This is a genomic window from Sphingomonas daechungensis (assembly GCF_039543105.1).
In the GTDB taxonomy this organism is placed as follows: Bacteria; Pseudomonadota; Alphaproteobacteria; order Sphingomonadales; family Sphingomonadaceae; genus Sphingomicrobium; species Sphingomicrobium daechungense.
Window position 1 is genome coordinate 737,307 of sequence record NZ_BAABJC010000001.1, and the last position, 17,754, is coordinate 755,060.

The 17,754-nt window shown below is 63.1% G+C and carries 14 protein-coding genes; 6 read left to right on the forward strand and 8 right to left on the reverse strand.

Features of this window, described 5'->3' with window-relative positions:
• Positions 1 to 4 precede the first annotated feature (4 nt).
• The 6 genes from ABD928_RS03895 to ABD928_RS03920 form a co-directional block, all read right to left on the reverse strand.
• Positions 5 to 1,642 carry a TadE/TadG family type IV pilus assembly protein gene (locus ABD928_RS03895; RefSeq protein ID WP_345166269.1) on the reverse strand — a complete coding sequence of 546 codons (1,638 nt, stop codon included), beginning with the start codon at positions 1,640 to 1,642 and terminating at the stop codon, positions 5 to 7.
• 12 nt (positions 1,643 to 1,654) lie between these two features.
• Positions 1,655 to 1,957 carry a hypothetical protein gene (locus tag ABD928_RS03900; RefSeq protein ID WP_187714502.1) on the reverse strand — a complete coding sequence of 101 codons (303 nt, stop codon included), beginning with the start codon at positions 1,955 to 1,957 and terminating at the stop codon, positions 1,655 to 1,657.
• Complete coding sequence (locus tag ABD928_RS03905) at positions 1,947 to 3,497, reverse strand: type II and III secretion system protein family protein (protein ID WP_187714503.1); 1,551 nt, start codon at positions 3,495 to 3,497, stop codon at positions 1,947 to 1,949. The genes ABD928_RS03900 and ABD928_RS03905 overlap by 11 nt, the downstream gene beginning before the upstream one ends.
• The gene (gene cpaB / locus ABD928_RS03910; RefSeq protein WP_345166274.1) at positions 3,487 to 4,398 is read right to left on the reverse strand and encodes a Flp pilus assembly protein CpaB; all 912 of its coding nucleotides are present in this window, start codon (positions 4,396 to 4,398) and stop codon (positions 3,487 to 3,489) included. The genes ABD928_RS03905 and cpaB overlap by 11 nt, the downstream gene beginning before the upstream one ends.
• Before the next feature lie 99 nt (positions 4,399 to 4,497).
• Positions 4,498 to 4,680 (reverse strand): Flp family type IVb pilin, encoded by a 183-nt coding sequence (locus ABD928_RS03915; protein WP_187714505.1) that lies wholly within the window; start codon positions 4,678 to 4,680, stop codon positions 4,498 to 4,500.
• Between the two features lie 417 nt (positions 4,681 to 5,097).
• The gene (locus ABD928_RS03920) at positions 5,098 to 5,883 is read right to left on the reverse strand and encodes a DUF2569 domain-containing protein (RefSeq protein WP_345166277.1); all 786 of its coding nucleotides are present in this window, start codon (positions 5,881 to 5,883) and stop codon (positions 5,098 to 5,100) included.
• A gap of 553 nt (positions 5,884 to 6,436) precedes the next feature.
• Between ABD928_RS03920 and ABD928_RS03925 the strand changes: the two genes are divergently transcribed.
• Entirely contained in the window at positions 6,437 to 7,225 is a 789-nt protein-coding gene (locus ABD928_RS03925) for a hypothetical protein (RefSeq protein ID WP_425569665.1), read from the forward strand.
• Entirely contained in the window at positions 7,222 to 8,373 is a 1,152-nt protein-coding gene (locus tag ABD928_RS03930; protein WP_345166280.1) for a glycosyltransferase family 87 protein, read from the forward strand. The genes ABD928_RS03925 and ABD928_RS03930 overlap by 4 nt, the downstream gene beginning before the upstream one ends.
• On the opposite strand, the gene ABD928_RS03935 is transcribed toward ABD928_RS03930, so the two are convergent.
• On the reverse strand, positions 8,272 to 9,810 hold the full coding sequence (locus ABD928_RS03935; RefSeq protein ID WP_345166283.1) for a TetR-like C-terminal domain-containing protein: 1,539 nt from the start codon (positions 9,808 to 9,810) through the stop codon (positions 8,272 to 8,274). The two genes, ABD928_RS03930 and ABD928_RS03935, sit on opposite strands and share 102 nt — an antisense overlap.
• A gap of 62 nt (positions 9,811 to 9,872) precedes the next feature.
• A complete protein-coding gene (locus ABD928_RS03940) occupies positions 9,873 to 10,982 on the reverse strand; it encodes a S8 family serine peptidase (RefSeq protein WP_345166286.1) in 1,110 nt (369 codons plus the stop codon).
• Positions 10,983 to 11,375: 393 nt separating this feature from the next.
• Here ABD928_RS03940 and rplJ point away from each other — a divergent pair, with 393 nt between their 5' ends.
• The 4 genes from rplJ (at position 11,376) to rpoB (ending at position 17,675) form a co-directional block, all read left to right on the forward strand.
• Positions 11,376 to 11,888, forward strand: coding sequence for a 50S ribosomal protein L10 (gene rplJ / locus ABD928_RS03945; RefSeq protein ID WP_187714511.1), 513 nt, complete (start codon positions 11,376 to 11,378; stop codon positions 11,886 to 11,888).
• Between the two features lie 60 nt (positions 11,889 to 11,948).
• The gene (gene rplL, locus ABD928_RS03950; protein WP_187714512.1) at positions 11,949 to 12,326 is read left to right on the forward strand and encodes a 50S ribosomal protein L7/L12; all 378 of its coding nucleotides are present in this window, start codon (positions 11,949 to 11,951) and stop codon (positions 12,324 to 12,326) included.
• A gap of 96 nt (positions 12,327 to 12,422) precedes the next feature.
• Entirely contained in the window at positions 12,423 to 13,238 is an 816-nt protein-coding gene (locus tag ABD928_RS03955) for an acyl-CoA thioesterase (protein ID WP_345166291.1), read from the forward strand.
• A gap of 276 nt (positions 13,239 to 13,514) precedes the next feature.
• A complete protein-coding gene (gene rpoB / locus ABD928_RS03960; protein ID WP_187714515.1) occupies positions 13,515 to 17,675 on the forward strand; it encodes a DNA-directed RNA polymerase subunit beta in 4,161 nt (1,386 codons plus the stop codon).
• The last annotated feature ends 79 nt before the right edge of the window (positions 17,676 to 17,754 follow it).

Here is a 17,754-nt window from a genome sequence, read left to right on the forward strand (position 1 = left end):
AGGGCTACTCAATCAGGCGCGGAACATCGCGCCGGCTGATCTGGGGGATTGCCCCGCCCTGTCCTGTACCGGCCGCCCCGATCACCTCGATGTAGATGTCGTTGATGCTGCCATAGGCATTTTCGTAGTTGGTGCCGCTATAGGCGAAGGTGCTGTTCCCTGCGCAGCCGGCACCGGAATCGCAACGACGACGAGCGATGCTTGGTTCAGTCAGGAAGACGTCGATGAATCCGGCGACCGGGAGCGTCTTCTTGCCGTTAAGACCGGTGCTATTGGCGACGCTTATGCAATTGACGACGGCGGCCGTGATCCGGCGACGATCGGTCCCGCTCGGATTGGGAGCGATTCCGGGTGCCAGGCACTTGTTCTGGGGCTGGCCCCATTGCGTGAAGCCCGCGGCTCCCGCCTTGCCGGTCGCCGGCAACCGCGTAGCGGGACTTGCCGCTTCCCAAAGGTAAGTTTCATATCGAGTCACGATACCATTGCCGTCGGCGTCGAGACCGGGTTCTGTTGCCCAGGTGATTCCGGTGTGATTACTTCTGAAATAGGCATCGATGTCCCATTGGCCGTCGCCGACACGGCCATAAGTGCAGAACGGATAGGAAGAGTTATTACCTGACGTCCGCATGAAGTAATGGCAGCGATCACGGGGATAGCCCATGATCTGTGGCGTCTTCGTCGAAGCGACATTCGGAGCATCGGGGAAGTACTTGGGCGGCGTCGTGGTGAGCATTGCAGCCGCCGTCGCAGTGTTCTCCTGCCACGTGCAGTTGCTGCCGGTGTTCGACATCACAACGTCTTTGGTGACGTTGCTTGATGGTGAGCATGGGCCGGACTGGCAGGCCGAATTGTTGCCCGGCTTGAAGTCGAACCGCATGTTCAGCGAGTCTCGAACGGCGTTCAGGATATTGCCTGTTTCGGTCACGACCCCGGACGTGGACTGACAATTGCCAAGCAGCGTGTTGGAAGCGAGGGCAGCGGCCACGCTGTTCGCACCATTTCCAAGCTGGTCGAGGAAGCCGAAGTTGCCCGGCCCCCATTGGGTCCCGCCCTGCGCCATCACGATGCCGGTTCCGGGATTGAGGCCGCCAGGCGAAAGATTGACGTTGGTGTTTCCGCTCGGCTCGGTCGGGTTGCAGATGAAGAACGGCACGACGCCGCAGACGGCGCTGCTGAGCCCCGCAATCGCGCTCGCGTTCGTGCTGCCGGAGAAGGCGGCTACGATCGGCGTAAACGCGAAATTGGCCGTGCGGTTGTTGACGGTCACGCGGACGAAATTGGAGTCCGCGTCGCCGGTAGCTGCGGTGTTGGTGGTCGGGTCGGTGTAGGCCGAGTAGAACGTCACGCTTGCGATCGAGACGTTCGGCGAGCTCGCGTCGTTGGCCATCCGCGTCTGGTTGGTGATCAGCGTGGTCGCCGCGGACGTCGCACGCGTCTGCGCGCCAGGGTCGCCGTCGAGCTGCGTTGCAGCGGCCAGGGCGGCTTGGTCGGCGGCATTTTGGAGCTCGGTGTCCATCGCCGCGACGCGTGAATAGTCGAACGCGATACCGCCGACGGCAATCAGCGCGAACAGCGACAGGCCGACGGTGGGCGCGACGCTACCCTTATCGCTACGAAGGAACCTTCCGAGAAAACGCCGCATTTTCTCCCATCCTTATTGCGGGCCGCTGCTGCCGCCGCTGCTGCCGCCGGAGCCGCCGCCAGTCGTGCCCATCATCTCGACCGCCTTGACGTTGCCGGTGCGGTAGCGCTTGACCGCCGCCGCGCCCTTGTCGCCATTGTCGCCCGGCTGGGCGTCTTCGGCGGTGTAGACCGGATCCGGATCGATGGTCTGGATCGCCATGTTGTACTTCTGAGCCTCGCCGAACCCGGGATCGAAGGACTGGGTGGCGGGATCGACCGCGCAAGCGCCGATCAGCAGCGCCGCGGGCGCAAGAAGCGTCAGCTTAGAGGACATGGCCATATTCCTTTTCAAAGCCGACCGGCTTCTTGGCTGCCGAGCCGCCGGGCGCTGCCGGAGGCGACGGTGGCGGGGTCCGCGTCTGCTGCGGGCCGAGTTCCTGGATCGGGGCGACGCCCGTGTCCGTCCGCCCGAGGAGGAACAGGTCCGCCTCGTTCGGCTGCTGGACGCGGTCGGTCGGCACCTTCATCGATCCTGCGCGGACCGGCTTCACCAGCCGCGGCGTGACGATCATCACCAGCTCCGTTTCGTCCCGCTGGAAGCCCGTCGAGCGGAACAAAGAGCCGATGATCGGCAGCGAGCCGAGGATCGGGAACTGGCGCACCGTGTCCTGGAAGTCGTTGCGGATGAGCCCGGCAAGCGCGAAGCTCTCGCCGTCGCGAAGCTCGACCGTCGTCTTGGCGCGGCGGGTCTGGACCCCCGGAATGCGCAGATTGTTGATGACGATCGACGCGGACTGGTCGATCGAGCTGACTTCCGGCGCGACGACCATGCTGATCACGCCATCGGCAAGGACCGTGGGCGTGAAGGCGAGGCTGACGCCGAACGGCTTCCATTCGACGGTGATCGCGGAGCTTGCGCTGCCGTTGCTGCCACCGCCGCCGCCCGAATTCTGGACGACCGGAACCGGGAACTCACCGCCAGCGAGAAAGCTCGCGGTCTCACCTGACAAGGCAACCAGGGTTGGCTCGGCAAGCGTGTTGACCAATCCCTTGCGCTCCAATGCATCCAGTGTCGCCTGGAAGCTAAGGCCAAGGATGCTAAAATTGCGGGAGATGATCCCGAAGCTGTCGATGATTGACCCCAACGAATAAATCGGATCGCCGGGAACTGTCTGCGTTACGCCATTGACGGTGCTGGTAATCGGCACACCGGGAGTCAGGCTTGCGCCACCGCCAATGACACCGGTCAGGCCGTTGTTGCCGCTGCCCGACAGGCCGCCGATGCCGACGCCGATCTGCTTCAGGGCCGACCGCTTGATCTCGGAGAACCGAACCTCGAGCATGACCTGCTGCGAAGAGCCCATCGAGAGCATGTTAACGACCTTGCCCGGGGCATAGGTCTCGGCGATCTGCACCGCCCGGTCGGCGGCCACCGCATTCGGCACCACGCCTTCGAGGACGATCGAATCGTTGGAGATGCGTGCCCCGACGCTGTCGCCCGGCATCAGCTCGGAAAGCTGGCGGCGAAGCGAGATCACGTCCGGCCCGACGACCACGTCGACCACCGCGATCAGCATGTTGTTGCGGTCGTAGAGGGTCAGGCTGGTCGTCCCGGCCTTCTTGCCAAGGACGTACAGCGACTGGTCGGTCAACGGCAGGACGTCGGCGATGTCCGGCGCTCCAATCAGGGCCTTTGCGTAAGGCCGGTCGGACCGGATCACCTGGCTCTTGTTGACGGGAACCGCGACCTCGCCGGCGTGGACGCCTTCGGCGACGCTGATGCGGCTATCCTGGGCGGCGGCCGGCGTCGTTACGCTGGCGACCGCAAGGGCAAGCGCGGTAAGCGCGACCCTTCCCTTCAGATCACGACCCATAACCCCCCACTTCGTAGTTGCTGCCGGTGGTCCCCCGAACCACCTCAACATTGTTGGAGCGCGGCACGACGGGCGCCGGGCGGCGGACCACCACGACGCGGCGCGGCGCACCGACGGACTGGCGCGGAACGAGCGTTGCCGAAGCCGTGGCCGCGGGCGGGCGCGCGCCGCCGTAATAGGAATAGCGAAGATCCTCGAGGCTGACGGTCGAGACCCGGCCGGCATCCTGCTGCTCGCCGGGCTTGCGAAGCACGAGGCTGAGCGAGCCGACGTTCTGCGCGAGCGCAAGCTTCTGCGCGTCCATCGGATTGACTTCGAGCGTTGCCGTCTTGGCAACGACCGGCTTGCCGTCCGCGTCCTGCGCGTTCTGGTCAATGGCAATGACCTTGATCGCCTGCAGCAACACGTCCGTCACCTGGCGGTTGTCCTGGCCCGGGATGGTCCGCGTGATCAGGACGTCGACGCTGTCCATCGGCTGGACGAAGCCGGCAACGCCGGACACGTCGTTGATGCGGACCGCGGCGGCGCGCATGCCATCCGGAAGCAGATAGGCGATCGACGGGCCAAGGCCCTCGCCGGCCAGCTTGGTCGCCAGGATCGCCTCATTGAGGGCGATCGGCCGAAGCACGACGCGCTTCTTGCCGCCGGGTACGAGCTGCTGAAAATTGGAAAACGCGCCGGCAGGAATGCTGGCGGTCGGATAATCGACGAACTTGACCTTGTCCGCCGTGATCTCGGTTCCGTAATCGAGCGGAACGGCCGCGACCGCGACCTTGGTGGTGCCCTGCACCGCCTGCGCGACCTTTTCGTCGCTTCGGCCCAGATAGGCGTTCGCCAGATAGACTGCGAACAGTCCCAATACGACCGCAACGCCCAGCGCGATCAGCGTCTGCCTATTCATCCCTTGGCGCCCCCCGCCTATGTCAGATGGATAATGCCACCTTTGAAATCAGGAAGATAGTAGGGACGGCCGCAGCGACTGCGGCCGTCCCCAATCCGATTAGCAGGTCGTGCTATTCGGGTTGTTGATGCAGTTCGACGCGCTGTTCATCGCACCGCCAATGGCGCCGCCCAGCAGGATCGCCGCAATGGCGATGCCGGTGCCGACGATGGCGAGGATGAGAGCATATTCGGCAGCAGAAGCACCGCTGTCGTCCTTAAGCATCTTGATGAAAGTCTTCATGTGTTCGTTCCTTCCCTCGGTAATGCGTTCGCGTGGTAAGCGCGAAGACACGCCTGCGACTGAGGAAAGTGGCGATAAGGTTCGAGCGACGCCTTGTGTCCCGGATACGCAGACGGGAACCCCCACACGGCACCGCCGAACTGCCCCCCAAGGCCGCTCGGCTGACACAAGGGCTGCGCTCGGCTTAACTTCTTGTCAAGCATTAGGATTTAATTTTTGTTAACTGAGTCGCCGTGACTCAAGACAAATAAATCCCTGATAATGTTGATTAATTTCTCGTAGTGGCTTCGCGCTCTGTGTCCATTTTGTCTCATTTGTGGACAAGCGGAGGCTCCACACAGAAGCGTTTCCTGTATCGGTCCCGAAACAAATTAAGGTGAATTTTCCGACGGTTGCCCGAATCGATCAAGGAGGAGATCAGGCGGGGATCCGGCTCCGGTACGTCACGTTCACGCGGCGCGACAACAGCAGGTAGGGAAGCCACAGCCCGATGCTGATCAGCACCTTCTTCACATTGCCATCGAGCAGGCTCTGAAGCGGATTGGCGACCTCGGTAGGAAGGCCTGCGGTCCGGGCGACCAGCTCGGCCGTCACAAGCTGGAACGCCAGGTCCAACCCCCAGATGGCAGCGAGCAATCGCGGAAACAGCGGCACATGGCGAAGCGCGGCGACGAAAGCCACGGCGTAAAGGCTGGTCATCAGCACGACGTCGAGCGTCATCATCGTGTGCAGGACCGAGAGCCAAGCGGGGACAGGTCCGGAGATCGCTGGCATCGATCCGAAGTACTCGAGGGCCCGGATCGGAACGGCGACGAGCATTCCGACCATCAACGAGACCATGATCCCGCCCGCGCCATAGAGCCGGTGCTTGCGCGCCAATTCACGTTCGACTTCGGTCCATCGTCCAATCCTCGCCAGCCGGAATCGAGGTTGGGGTTGCCGGTCGCCGTCCGCGAACCACCGCAGGGCCAAAACCAACGATGCCGCCGGTGCGAAGACGAGCAACGCATAGGGCAGCATGGTCTCGACGCCGAATGGCTGACCGGCCGGACTGAAGGCGATGCGCACTGCAGACGCCAACCCGGCGATAATCAGCCAGGCGATAACGATCCAGTCGAGCCGGTCTTCTATCTGCACCCGGACAACGGCCGCCTTCGCATGAAGGCGATCACCAATCCGCTGCCCGACCGAAACCAAGCTCACCAAATACTCCTGCTAGCGCGATGTACCGGAACCTCGAGATAGGCCGGCGGCTCGCAGTTTAAAGCATCTTCTCTAGGCGGATGTTCCGAACGTCGGCTTGATTCCCTTTGTCGGTTTGGCACTGTCGTTTACTGAAGTTGCTGGGGTGCATCGTCGGAACGGGGGCGACGATTTCAGGGTGACAGTCAGCCGACCATCTCTTTCGCCATTGGGGCTGCTGGTCATCTTTCCGGCAATCGCTGTCGTACATGCCATCCCAATGGCGATCTACCACTCCGCTGATCTCGATAAATTTGGCGTAAGCTGGCTCACTCACATCCATGCGAAGGGTTGGAGCGCATTCTCCGCCCCCTTTGGCAACTATTCGCCGACTTACCTCTATCTCCTTCGTGTCGCGTCGCCGCTTCTGAACTGGCTTTCCCCGCAAATCGTATTGAAACTCATAGCCCTTTGCGGGGCACTATGGTTGTGCGTCAGCCTCGTACGCCTTTTCACATCTTTAAGGACGCGAGACCCGTGGCTCGGCGGACTCCTCTCCCTCTTGCTACCGAGCGTGATCTTCAACACGTCGTTCCTGGGCCAGTCAGACACATTCTGGATTACGGCTTGCGTCCTCTCCCTTCGTGCCGTGGTCGAAGGGCGCATGGGTTGGGCCGGGTTCTGGATCGGCGTCTCATTCGCGTTCAAGGCGCAGGCGGCTTTTCTCGCCCCCTTCATTGCGTTCGCGTTCGTCTCCAACAGAGTGAGACCGGGAATCTGGCTGATCCCACTGGCGGTGTGGACTGCTGCAATGCTGCCCGCTTACCTGTTGGGCTGGCCCGCGCAGGACCTGGCGATGATCTATCTCCGCCAGGCCGCATGGCAGCCGGACGACCCCTACGTGAGCAATGCTGCGAGTTGGTGGACCGTGTTCGGATTCTATTATCCGGGACTGGCGATCCGGCTATTCCCGATTGGCTACGTCTCGGCTTTTATTGCAGCCGTCTTGCTCGTTCGCCTGCCAAGGTCCCGATCGGCGTTACAGCTCTTGCGAATGGCGACCTGGAGCGCCGTATTCATGCCCTTCCTGCTGCCGGGCATGCATGAGCGATACTTCATGCTCGCTGACATCTTGGCATTCTCTTTGGCTTGGGCTTTCCCCGATCGAAGGACGATCGCCGTAGCGGTTCTTCTTCAGCTGGCATCCGCAGTGCCGTCCTACGCTTGGGCATTCGGATGGCCGCCAGTTCAGTTAGCGGCACCCTTCCTGTCGCTCGCGGCGATCCTCATTCTTCTCGATGACGTCCTCAAAGGATTCCGGCCAACTCGCGAACAGCGCTACCCCACACAAGGATTGGCATGACAGAAAATCGCGCACGAATTCGCTGGGGACGAACCCTCGCTTCAGGCTTCGGACTGCTGCTCGTCGCGTTGAGCGTCCAGGCTTGGTCGCGCCATTTCTCCCACGAATTCATGACCGACTATCTCAGCTATTGGGCGGCCGGGAAGCTGACGCTCGCGGGGGATCCGGCGGGGGCTTACGATGTTGCGAAGCATCGCGCAGTCGAGTTTTCGGTGACCGAGTTCAAGGGTCTCAACCCCTTCCCCTACCCGCCACCGTTCCTGCTCCTCGTCGCGCCGTTCAGCCTGCTGCCCTACATGTGGGGCTTTGCGGCGTGGGTGGTGGTGACCTTCGCCGCTTACCTGCTGCTGACCCGCCGGGCGATCGAGACGCCCTACGCGCTGGCGCATCCGCCGGTGCTGATGAACGGCCTGATCGGGCAGAACGGCTTCCTGACCGCGGGCCTGTTCACCGCCGGGACCGCGATGCTTCGCGAACGGCCGTTCCTGGCCGGCGCGATCCTCGGCTGCCTGGTGATCAAACCGCAGCTGGCGCTGCTGCTGCCGGTCGCGGTGATCGCCGCGCGCTTGTGGCCCGCGATTGCCGGGGCGCTGGCAACGGCGGGAGTGCTTGGGCTCGTCTCGCTCGCTCTGTTCGGGGCCAGCGCCTTCATCGGGTTCTGGAATATCCTGCCGCTCTACACGGAGCTGATGCGGCAGGACAAATGGCCGTGGAACGAGTTCATCAGCGTCTTCGCCTTCCTGCGCTACTTCGGCGTCGATCAGACGGTGGCGCTTTCGGTGCACGCGGTGGTGGCCGCGGCGGCGGTTGCGCTGACCTGGATCGCCTGGTCGCGGAACTGGAAGAACCAGGTGCCGATCCTGGCCGCAGCGACCCTGCTCGTCCCGCCATACCTGCTGACCTACGACGCCTTGCTGATGATCATCCCGATGGGGTTCTGGCTGAAGGATCGGGAGCGGGCGCGGCTGGTCGGCCTGCTGTGGCTGCTCTGCTTCCTGCCGATCGCCTTCTACTTCAACCTCTACCGCGGGCCGAACACGGTGCCGCTAGCGGCCTTGCTGTTCCTTGGCGTCTGCGTTGCCGACCGGCTGCGCGGGGGCCGCAAGGGGCTGGTCGCGGCGGACGTGGATCACGCCCACCTCGTCTGAATAGACCCGCCGCCAGTCGGGTGAGGCGTCCAGCTTTTCGACCAGGCGATTGCCCTTCTGCAGCATGGTCCAGCGGAAGCCGTATTTCCGGACGCTATCCGTAAAGGCGTCCCAATCGCCGTCGTTCATCTTCAGGTACGTCTTGAAGTAGTCGTCGCCATACATGTCGGCGCGGCCGTCGATGAAGACCTTCACGCCGCTGAGGATCAGCGGTCCGCCCATGCTATATTCGTTGAGAACCGGCTGATCGCGAAGCTCCGGCGGGATGTGGGCAATGAGTCCGCGCGGATTCGAGAAGGTTTCGCGCGGCTGGAGCGGGATCATCGCCCGCACTCCGACGATGGGCAGTGCAGCGACGGCGGCCGCGCCGAGCCAAAGGCGTTTCTCGCCATTCGAGGCAAAGGTTGGCGGGGCATCTTTGCGTCCCGGGCCGGCAAGCTTCGGCGTGACGATCATCGCCGACAGGATAATGAACACCGACTGGTGGCGGATGTGGGTGAAAGCCATCAGAAGCGTCAGCAGCAACAGCGCCAGCTCGCCCGGCCGAAACTGCGGCCGCTTGGCGAGCAGCGCGCCGAGGACGCCGATCAGCAAGCCGTAGAAGATCGGGGTCGAGCTCGGGTTGCTCGCCTGCCACTCGCCGATCGAGAGTAGAGTGGTCATGCTCGAGATCTCGAGCGGATAGAGCACCCCCTTGACGCCATAGGCATTGAGCATGGCGGCCAGGAGGATCGCGATCCCGAACACCAGCCAGCGGATGAAGACCTTGCGGTCGAACCTGGCATCGATCCACGCGTCCAGCCCGCAGGCCGCTGACACCAGGAACCCGGCGAAATAGCTGCCATGGATGTTCGCCCAGAGGACGATGAACAGCGCCCAGGCTAGCGGCGGCGCCCTTCCCGCATCCCGGTAGCGGAACATGACCGCGGCCCAGAGGGCGAGGAACGGCCAGGTCAGGACATGCGGCCTGGCCATGATGAACGGTTGGAGCACCAGGTAGGTGGCGGCAAAGGCGACCAGGAGCGCGACCGGCCCCGCCTTGTCCCTTAAGTACCAGAAGAGGGTTCCGAACAGGGCCATCAGCGCCAGCGCGACCAGAGCGGCAAGCCCCGCGAACCCGGCCAGGTTGTAGGCGCCGGCGAGGATCAGCTCCGCGCCCCACTCGAACGCGATCCACGGCTTGCCCGCCATGGTGAACGAAAACGGGTCCGTCCGCGGGATCTTGTAGTGGTGCTCGATGATCCACCGCCCCGCCGCGATGTGCCAGCTAACGTCGCCGTCGCGGAACACGCTCCAGTTGCTGGCTATGAACGGAGGGACAGCGAGGACGAAGACGGCGAACAGCAGCTTGTCGAAGAAGCCGTAGCGCTCGGGCCGGATCAGCGGCTGCCGTTCTTTCAGTTCACCCGACACGCGCGCCCCCGAGCCCGTTCTCACGCGGCAACCTAGCCTGTCGGGAGGAACGGAGAAGCTGGATGTTCCGGCCGCCCCGTTTTAGATCAATGACAGCCGAACGGATCGGAATTGCCGTCCGGATCGCTGGTCGCGGTGCCGCAGGACCTCAGGCCGCCGACCAGCAGCAGGCCCGCCATGTGCGGAGAAGCCATCGACGTGCCCGAAAGCGTCGCATATCCGCCGCCCTTGTAGGTCGACAGGATGCTCACCCCCGGTTCCGCGTAATCCACCGGCGGGTTGCCGTAGTTCGAGAAGGACGCAAACTTCTTCGAAGAGTCCACGGCCGACACCGTGTAGATGTTGCTTCCGTTGGCGCTTGCCGGGCTGTGATTGTTGGCGTCATCGGACTCATTGCCGGCGGCCAATGCGAACTTGACGCTCGCGGATGCACTGACGACCGCGTCGTTCAACGCCTGCGAGAACCCTCCGCCAAGACTCATGTTGGCGACGTCGCCCGATTTCCCGATCGACTTCACATAATCGATGCCGGCGATAACGCCCGAGGTAGAACCTGAACCGTTCGCACCCAACACGCGGACGGCGACGAGCCGGATCCCGGCCGCAACGCCGACCACCCCGACACCGTTCTTCTTGGCGCCGATCGTTCCCGACACGTGCGTGCCATGCCCATTCTTGTCGCCTGCATCGCCACCGACGAAACTCTTGCTACGCGCCGTGTCGACGTTGAGGTCAGGATGTGTGAGATCGATGCCGGAATCGATCACGAAAGCAGTCTTGGTCGAACCGCTCATGTCGACGGATCCACCGACCGCGGTGATCCCCGGAGGAGTCTGCTCCGCTCCGCCACCACCGCCACCGCCCGGCCGGGCGACGATCTTCATCACCTGGTCCTGCTCGCAGCCGGCGATCTTCGGGTTGGCGCGCTTCATTTCGGCGACCGCGCTGCGGCCATTCGAAAGCGCGGCGGTGTGCACGGCAAAGCCCTTGATCGCATGCTCATATGTGAAAAGCACCTGGCCAAGGACGGGCCCCGCAGCCTTCGCGGCCTCATTGCGGACGTCCGCGCCCGGCATCGAGCGGGCAAAAGTGCAGATGTACTGGTTGCTTATCTTGTCCGCAGATTGTGCGGCCGCCGGACTTGCCATAACCATGGCAGCCACCGACGATGCCAGAAGCGTAGCGCAAATACGCATTCAATTTTCCCCTTGTTGAACGACGCCCCGAGTCGAAGTCGGCGATGCTCGACCGTGACTAATTGCCTGTCAACAATTGTTAATTTGCGCGACGTGCGATGGCGTCTCAAATTGCATCAAGGTTGACTTCTGAGCGCTCTTCGGTAGAGGGCGCGGCTCGCACGTGCCCTCGGGTACGCGCAACCGTCCGAGACAGCTGCTGAGGTTCGCCTCTTAATTTGCAGCCGAGACGGGGACAGGAATCATTCGAAGCGCCTAGCGCTTCGTCGTGCGTTGCGAAATGCGCAGCGCCAGCGAAACCAACTCCCCACGGACACGAAGTGCCTGAGCGCTTGCGCTCAGGTTTTGTTGAACCTCGCTTCGGACTTGCCCGGGGCGAAATACGGAGTTGGCATGGATCGTTCGCAAAAAGCCGATCTGGTCGACGAGCTGAAGAACGTCTTCAACGAGACGAGCGTGGTTGTTATCACTCGCAACAACGGTCTCTCGGTCGCGCAGTCCACGGACCTGCGCTTGAAGATGCGCGACGCCGGCGCCCAGTACAAAGTTGCGAAGAACCGGCTTGCACTCATTGCGCTGGACGGCACGCGTTACAGCCCGATCGGGGACCTTCTGAAGGGCCCGACCGCGCTTGCAACGTCGACCGACCCGGTCGCGGCCGCCAAGGTGGCCGTCGACTTCGCCAAGACGAACGACAAGTTCGAAATCGTCGGCGGCGCGATGGGCGACACCGTGCTCGATGTCGATGGGATCAAGGCGCTTGCCGCCCTTCCGTCGCTCGACGAACTGCGTGCGAAGCTCGTGGGCCTCATCCAGGCGCCCGCCAGCAAGATCGCCCGCACCGTCAACGAGCCCGGCGCACAGCTTGCCCGTGTCTTCGGTGCTTACGCGGCATCAGCTGCATAGGCCGACCACTTTCAATCAACGCACGACACATGGGGCTAAGGCCCCGCAAAGGAGTATCAAATGGCTGACATTGCTAAGCTGGTCGACCAGCTTTCCGAACTGACCGTCCTCGAAGCCGCGGATCTCGCCAAGGCTCTCGAAGAGAAGTGGGGCGTTTCCGCTGCGGCTGCTGTCGCGGCTGCTCCGGCTGCTGGCGGTGGCGCTGCTGCCCCGGCCGCTGAAGAGAAGACCGAGTTCGACGTCATCCTCACGGGCGACGGCGGCAAGAAGATCAACGTGATCAAGGAAGTTCGCGCGATCACCGGTCTGGGTCTCGGCGAAGCCAAGGCGCTCGTTGAATCGGCTCCGAAGGCCGTCAAGGAAGGCGTCAACAAGGACGAAGCCGAGAAGATCAAGAAGCAGATCGAGGAAGCCGGCGGAACCGTCGAGCTCAAGTAAGCTTCGTCAGCTTCTGACTAAATCAAAGGGGCGGCTCCCTTGGGGCCGCCCCTTTTTCGTTTGGCGCGCGACGCGGCAACTGCCTAATCGTCCAACATGCCGCACGAACGACACCCTTTCGACATCGCCACCGATCTCGTACCGACTGGACCCGACAGCTGGATTGCACGCACCCGCGACGCGTACTGGAACATGGTCGGCCCGTTCGGCGGACTGGTTACGGCGCTGCTCTTCAAGTCGGCGCTTGTTCATCCTGCTCGCAGGGGCGAGCCTGTCGCCCTGACCGTCAATTTCTGTGCGCCGGTTGCCAAGGGCGAAATGCACATCACCGCGCTTCCGGCGCGGACCAACCGCTCCACGCAGCACTGGACCATGACTATGCTGCAGGAAGGCGAGTGCGTCGCGACGGCAAGCGCCATGTTCGGGAAGCGGCCCGAAACATTCTCCGACCTTACGCTCCTCCCTCCTGACGTACCGCCTTTCGAGGATCTCGAGCGGATGCCCTGGGCGGGAGCAGGCTGGATCGAGCGGTTCGACTTGCGGTTCGCGCAGGGCGCGCCGTTCTGGGCCGGTTCCACGGAAGGCGCCTCGTCCAGGTCGACGCTGTGGATCGCTTCCGATCCGCCGCGCCCCCTCGACTTCGTTGGGCTTGCGGCGCTTACCGACATTTTCTTTGGACGGATCATCCACATCCGACAGCAGATGGTGCCATTCGGAACGGTGAGCCTGACTTCCTATTTCCATGCCACGGAGGATGACCTGAAGAGCCTCGGGCCGAGCCCGGTTCTAGGCACCGCGGAGGCCCGCATTTTCGACCGCGGATTCCATGACCAGTCCGCCCAACTCTGGAGCGAGGGCGGACGTCTGCTGGCGACCAGTCATCAACTCGTCTATTTCCGCGATCCAGCCTGATCGCCGCGGTCCCGAAAAATCCTGCAGCAACCCCCTTCACAAGGGGAAAAATAGGATTATATCGCTCCTATCCAACAAATAGACGGCTCCGCCGCACGTTTTCGTGCGCCCGGGGCTTTTCCCGTCCTCTCCGGGACAGGGTCCGAACAGCGCACGGACCGCACGCATTGGAGAGGAGCAACGGGGAGCAGCGCTCCACTTCATGTGCTCCTGCGAAGGCAGGAGCCTAGTACTGGACCCCGGCCCTCGCCGGGGAACAGCAGCGCAGGGAAGACAATGGCGACCAAGGCGATCGACGCACCGGCCAAGAGCCGTTCCACCAACTCGCGGCGCATCCGCAAGATCTTTGGCAACGTCCACGAGATCTCGGAGATGCCGAACCTCATCGAGGTCCAGCGCGAGAGCTACGAGCAGTTCCTCCGTTCCGACCCGTCGACCGGCTATGTGTCCGGCCTCGAGAAGACCCTTCGCTCGGTTTTCCCGATCGAGGATTTTGCGGGCACCGCGCACCTCGACTTCGACCATTACGAGCTCGAAGATCCGAAGTACGACACCGATGAGTGCCGCCAGCGTGGCCTGACCTATGCCGCGCCGATGCGCGTCACACTGCGCCTGACCACCTTCGAGATCGACCCCGAGACCGAGACCAAGTCGGTCATCGATATCAAGGAGCAGGACGTTTACATGGGCGACATGCCGCTCATGACGCAGAACGGCACCTTCATCGTCAACGGCACCGAGCGTGTGATCGTCAGCCAGATGCACCGTTCGCCGGGGGTCCTGTTCGACCACGATCGCGGCAAGACCCACGCTTCGGGCAAGTTCCTGTTCGCCGCCCGCGTCATTCCCTACCGCGGCAGCTGGCTGGATTTCGAGTTCGACGCCAAGGACATCGTCAACGTCCGCATCGACCGTAAGCGCAAGCTTCCGGTGACGACCCTGCTGCTTGCGCTGCAGCTTGGGCCGGAGGAAATTCTCAACCTGTTCTACAACACGGTCAGCTACGTCCGCGGCAAGAACGGCTGGGAAATCCCCTACGTCGCCGACGCGTGGCGCGGCCAGAAGCCGATCCACGACCTTGCCAACGCAGAGACCGGCGAGATCGTCTTCAAGGCGAATGAGAAGATCACTCCGCGCCGCGCCAACCAGGCGGGCAAGGACGGCCTCAAGGCCCTCGTGGTCCCGACCGAGGAAATCTTCGGTCGCTTCTCGGCGCACGACCTCGTCAACGACAAGACCGGTGAGATCTACATCGAGGCCGGCGACGAGGTCACTCCGGAGAACCTCGAGAAGCTCGACAAGGCGGGCGTGAAGACGCTCGAACTGCTCGACATCGATTACGTGAACACGGGTCCGTGGATCCGCAACACGCTGAAGGCCGACAAGAACGAGGAAGCGGACTCGGCGCTGGCCGACATCTATCGCGTCATGCGCCCTGGCGAGCCGCCGACCCGTGAGACCGCGGACGCGCTCTTCTACGGCCTGTTCTTCGATCCGGAGCGCTACGATCTCTCCGCGGTTGGCCGCGTGAAGCTCAACATGCGCCTTGGCCTCGACGTCGAGGACACGGTCACCACGCTTCGGCGCGAGGACATCCTCGCCGTTGTTCAGGAGTTGGTGAACCTGAAGGACGGCAAGGGCGAGATCGACGACATCGACAACCTTGCCAACCGCCGTGTGCGTTCGGTCGGTGAGCTGCTGGAAAACCAGTACCGCATCGGCCTGCTCCGCATGGAGCGTGCCGTGAAGGAGCGCATGAGCAGCGTCGACGTGTCGACGGTCATGCCGAACGACCTCATCAACGCCAAGCCGGCGGTCGCCGCGGTCCGCGAGTTCTTCGGCTCGTCACAGCTGTCGCAGTTCATGGACCAGACGAACCCGCTGTCGGAAGTCACCAACAAGCGTCGCATCACGGCCCTCGGGCCGGGCGGCCTGACCCGCGAGCGCGCTGGCTTCGAAGTCCGCGACGTTCACCCGACGCACTATGGCCGCATCTGCCCGATCGAAACGCCGGAAGGCCCGAACATCGGCCTGATCAACAGCCTCGCCTCGTTCAGCCGCGTCAACAAGTACGGCTTCATCGAGACGCCGTACCGCAAGGTCGTCGACGGCAAGGTGACCAAGGACGTCGTCTACCTCTCCGCCATGGAGGAGGCGAAGCACACGATCGCCCAGGCGAATGCGGAGCTCAACAAGGACAACACGTTCGCCGAGGAGATCATCTCCGCCCGGCGCAACGGCGAGTTCCTGATCGCCCCTCGCGAGCAGATCACGCTCATGGACGTGTCGCCGAAGCAGCTCGTGTCCGTGGCGGCCTCGCTGATCCCGTTCCTCGAGAACGACGACGCGAACCGCGCCCTGATGGGCTCGAACATGCAGCGCCAGGCGGTTCCGTTGATCCGCGCCGAAGCGCCGCTCGTCGGCACCGGCATGGAAGAGACCGTCGCCCGTGACTCGGGCGCGGCCATTGCCGCCCGCCGCTCGGGCGTGGTCGATCAGGTCGATGCGACGCGTATCGTCGTTCGCGTCACCGGCGATCTCAAGGCCGGTGAATCGGGCGTCGACATCTACACGCTGATGAAGTTCCAGCGCTCGAACCAGAACACCTGCATCAACCAGCGCCCGCTGGTGAAGGTCGGTGACACGGTTAGCGCCGGTGAGATCATCGCCGACGGTCCGTCGACGGAATATGGTGAGCTGGCGCTCGGCCGTAACGTGCTCGTCGCGTTCATGCCGTGGAACGGGTACAACTATGAGGACTCGATCCTGATCTCCGAGCGGATCGTGAAGGACGACGTCTTCACCTCGATCCACATCGAAGAGTTCGAGGTCATGGCCCGCGACACCAAGCTCGGGCCGGAGGACATCACCCGCGACATCCCGAACGTCGGCGAGGAAGCTCTGCGCAACCTCGACGAGGCGGGCATCGTCTACATCGGTGCCGAGGTCGAGCCGGGCGACATCCTGTGCGGCAAGATCACGCCGAAGGGCGAAAGCCCGATGACGCCGGAGGAAAAGCTCCTCCGCGCCATCTTTGGCGAGAAGGCCTCGGACGTCCGCGATACCTCGCTGCGTCTGCCGCCGGGCGTGTCGGGCACGATCGTCGAAGTCCGCGTCTTCAACCGTCACGGCATCGACATCGATGACCGTACTCGTGCCATCCAGGCCGAGGAAAAGGACCGGTTGAGGAAGGATGCCGACGACGAGCGCGCTATCCTCAATCGTGCGACCTTCGCACGCCTTCGCGAAATGCTGCTGAAGCAGGTTGCGACGGCTGCTCCGAAGAGCATCAAGAAGGGTTCGACCGTCGACGATGCGGCGCTGGAAGCGACCGAGAAGCACGACTGGTGGAAGATCGCCGTCAAGGACGATGCCCGCCAGGCCGACATCGAGGCGCTGAAGGCGCAGTACGACGAGGCCGCCAACGTCATCACCCGCCGCTTCGAAGACCGTGTCGAGAAGCTGGAGCGTGGCGACGAGCTGCCGCCGGGCGTGCTGAAGATGGTCAAGGTCTTCGTCGCCGTGAAGCGCAAGCTTCAGCCGGGCGACAAGATGGCCGGCCGTCACGGCAACAAGGGCGTCATCAGCCGCATCCTCCCGCAGGAGGACATGCCGTTCCTTGAGGACGGAACTCCGGTGGACATCGTGCTGAACCCGCTCGGCGTGCCGTCGCGAATGAACGTCGGTCAGATCTTCGAGACGCACCTAGGCTGGGCGTCGCGCGGCCTGGGTCGCCAGATCCAGGAAATGCTCGACGGCATGCATGAGCGTGGCAAGGACATTGCCGGCAAGGATGCCAAGGAAGTCCGGACCAAGCTCAAGGACGTCTACGGCGACGCTTATGCCAAGGACATCGATGCCCGCGACGACGAAGCCGTTGTCGAACTGGCATCGAACCTGGTCGGTGGTGTTCCGATGGGCACTCCGGTGTTCGACGGCGCCCGCGAAAGCGACGTTTCGGCCATGCTCGACAAGGCCGGCCTGAACACGTCGGGTCAGGTGACCCTGTTCGACGGCCGGACCGGCGATCCTTTCGACCGTCAGGTGACCGTGGGCTACATCTACATGCTGAAGCTCCACCACCTCGTGGACGACAAGATCCACGCGCGTTCGATCGGTCCGTACAGCCTCGTCACCCAGCAGCCGTTGGGCGGTAAGGCGCAGTTCGGCGGTCAGCGCTTCGGCGAAATGGAGGTCTGGGCACTGCAGGCTTACGGCGCTGCCTACACCCTTCAGGAAATGCTGACGGTGAAGTCGGACGACGTGATCGGCCGCACCAAGGTCTATGAAGCGATCGTCAAGGGCGACGACACCTTCGAAGCCGGCATTCCGGAGAGCTTCAACGTGCTCGTGAAGGAAATGCGCAGCCTTGGCCTGAACGTCGAGCTGGATTCGGTCGCATCCGAGGACGATCCGCCGGCGATCGCAGCCGAATAACTGAACGAGATCGGCGGGGTCTAACCGGCCCCGCCACCCAATCCCTGCCCCTCATGGAACCGAGGGGACGAGAGGAAGA

Excerpts from the sequence above, each read along its gene's own strand:
- ABD928_RS03915 (WP_187714505.1), bottom strand. The coding sequence starts at position 4,680 with ATGAAGACTTTCATCAAGATGCTTAAGGACGACAGCGGTGCTTCTGCT.
- ABD928_RS03905 (WP_187714503.1), bottom strand. The coding sequence starts at position 3,497 with ATGGGTCGTGATCTGAAGGGAAGGGTCGCGCTTACCGCGCTTGCCCTT.
- rpoB (WP_187714515.1), top strand. The coding sequence starts at position 13,515 with ATGGCGACCAAGGCGATCGACGCACCGGCCAAGAGCCGTTCCACCAAC.
- ABD928_RS03940 (WP_345166286.1), bottom strand. The coding sequence starts at position 10,982 with ATGCGTATTTGCGCTACGCTTCTGGCATCGTCGGTGGCTGCCATGGTT.
- ABD928_RS03930 (WP_345166280.1), top strand. The coding sequence starts at position 7,222 with ATGACAGAAAATCGCGCACGAATTCGCTGGGGACGAACCCTCGCTTCA.
- cpaB (WP_345166274.1), bottom strand. The coding sequence starts at position 4,398 with ATGAATAGGCAGACGCTGATCGCGCTGGGCGTTGCGGTCGTATTGGGA.
- ABD928_RS03955 (WP_345166291.1), top strand. The coding sequence starts at position 12,423 with ATGCCGCACGAACGACACCCTTTCGACATCGCCACCGATCTCGTACCG.
- rplJ (WP_187714511.1), top strand. The coding sequence starts at position 11,376 with ATGGATCGTTCGCAAAAAGCCGATCTGGTCGACGAGCTGAAGAACGTC.
- ABD928_RS03895 (WP_345166269.1), bottom strand. The coding sequence starts at position 1,642 with ATGCGGCGTTTTCTCGGAAGGTTCCTTCGTAGCGATAAGGGTAGCGTC.
- ABD928_RS03900 (WP_187714502.1), bottom strand. The coding sequence starts at position 1,957 with ATGTCCTCTAAGCTGACGCTTCTTGCGCCCGCGGCGCTGCTGATCGGC.
- rplL (WP_187714512.1), top strand. The coding sequence starts at position 11,949 with ATGGCTGACATTGCTAAGCTGGTCGACCAGCTTTCCGAACTGACCGTC.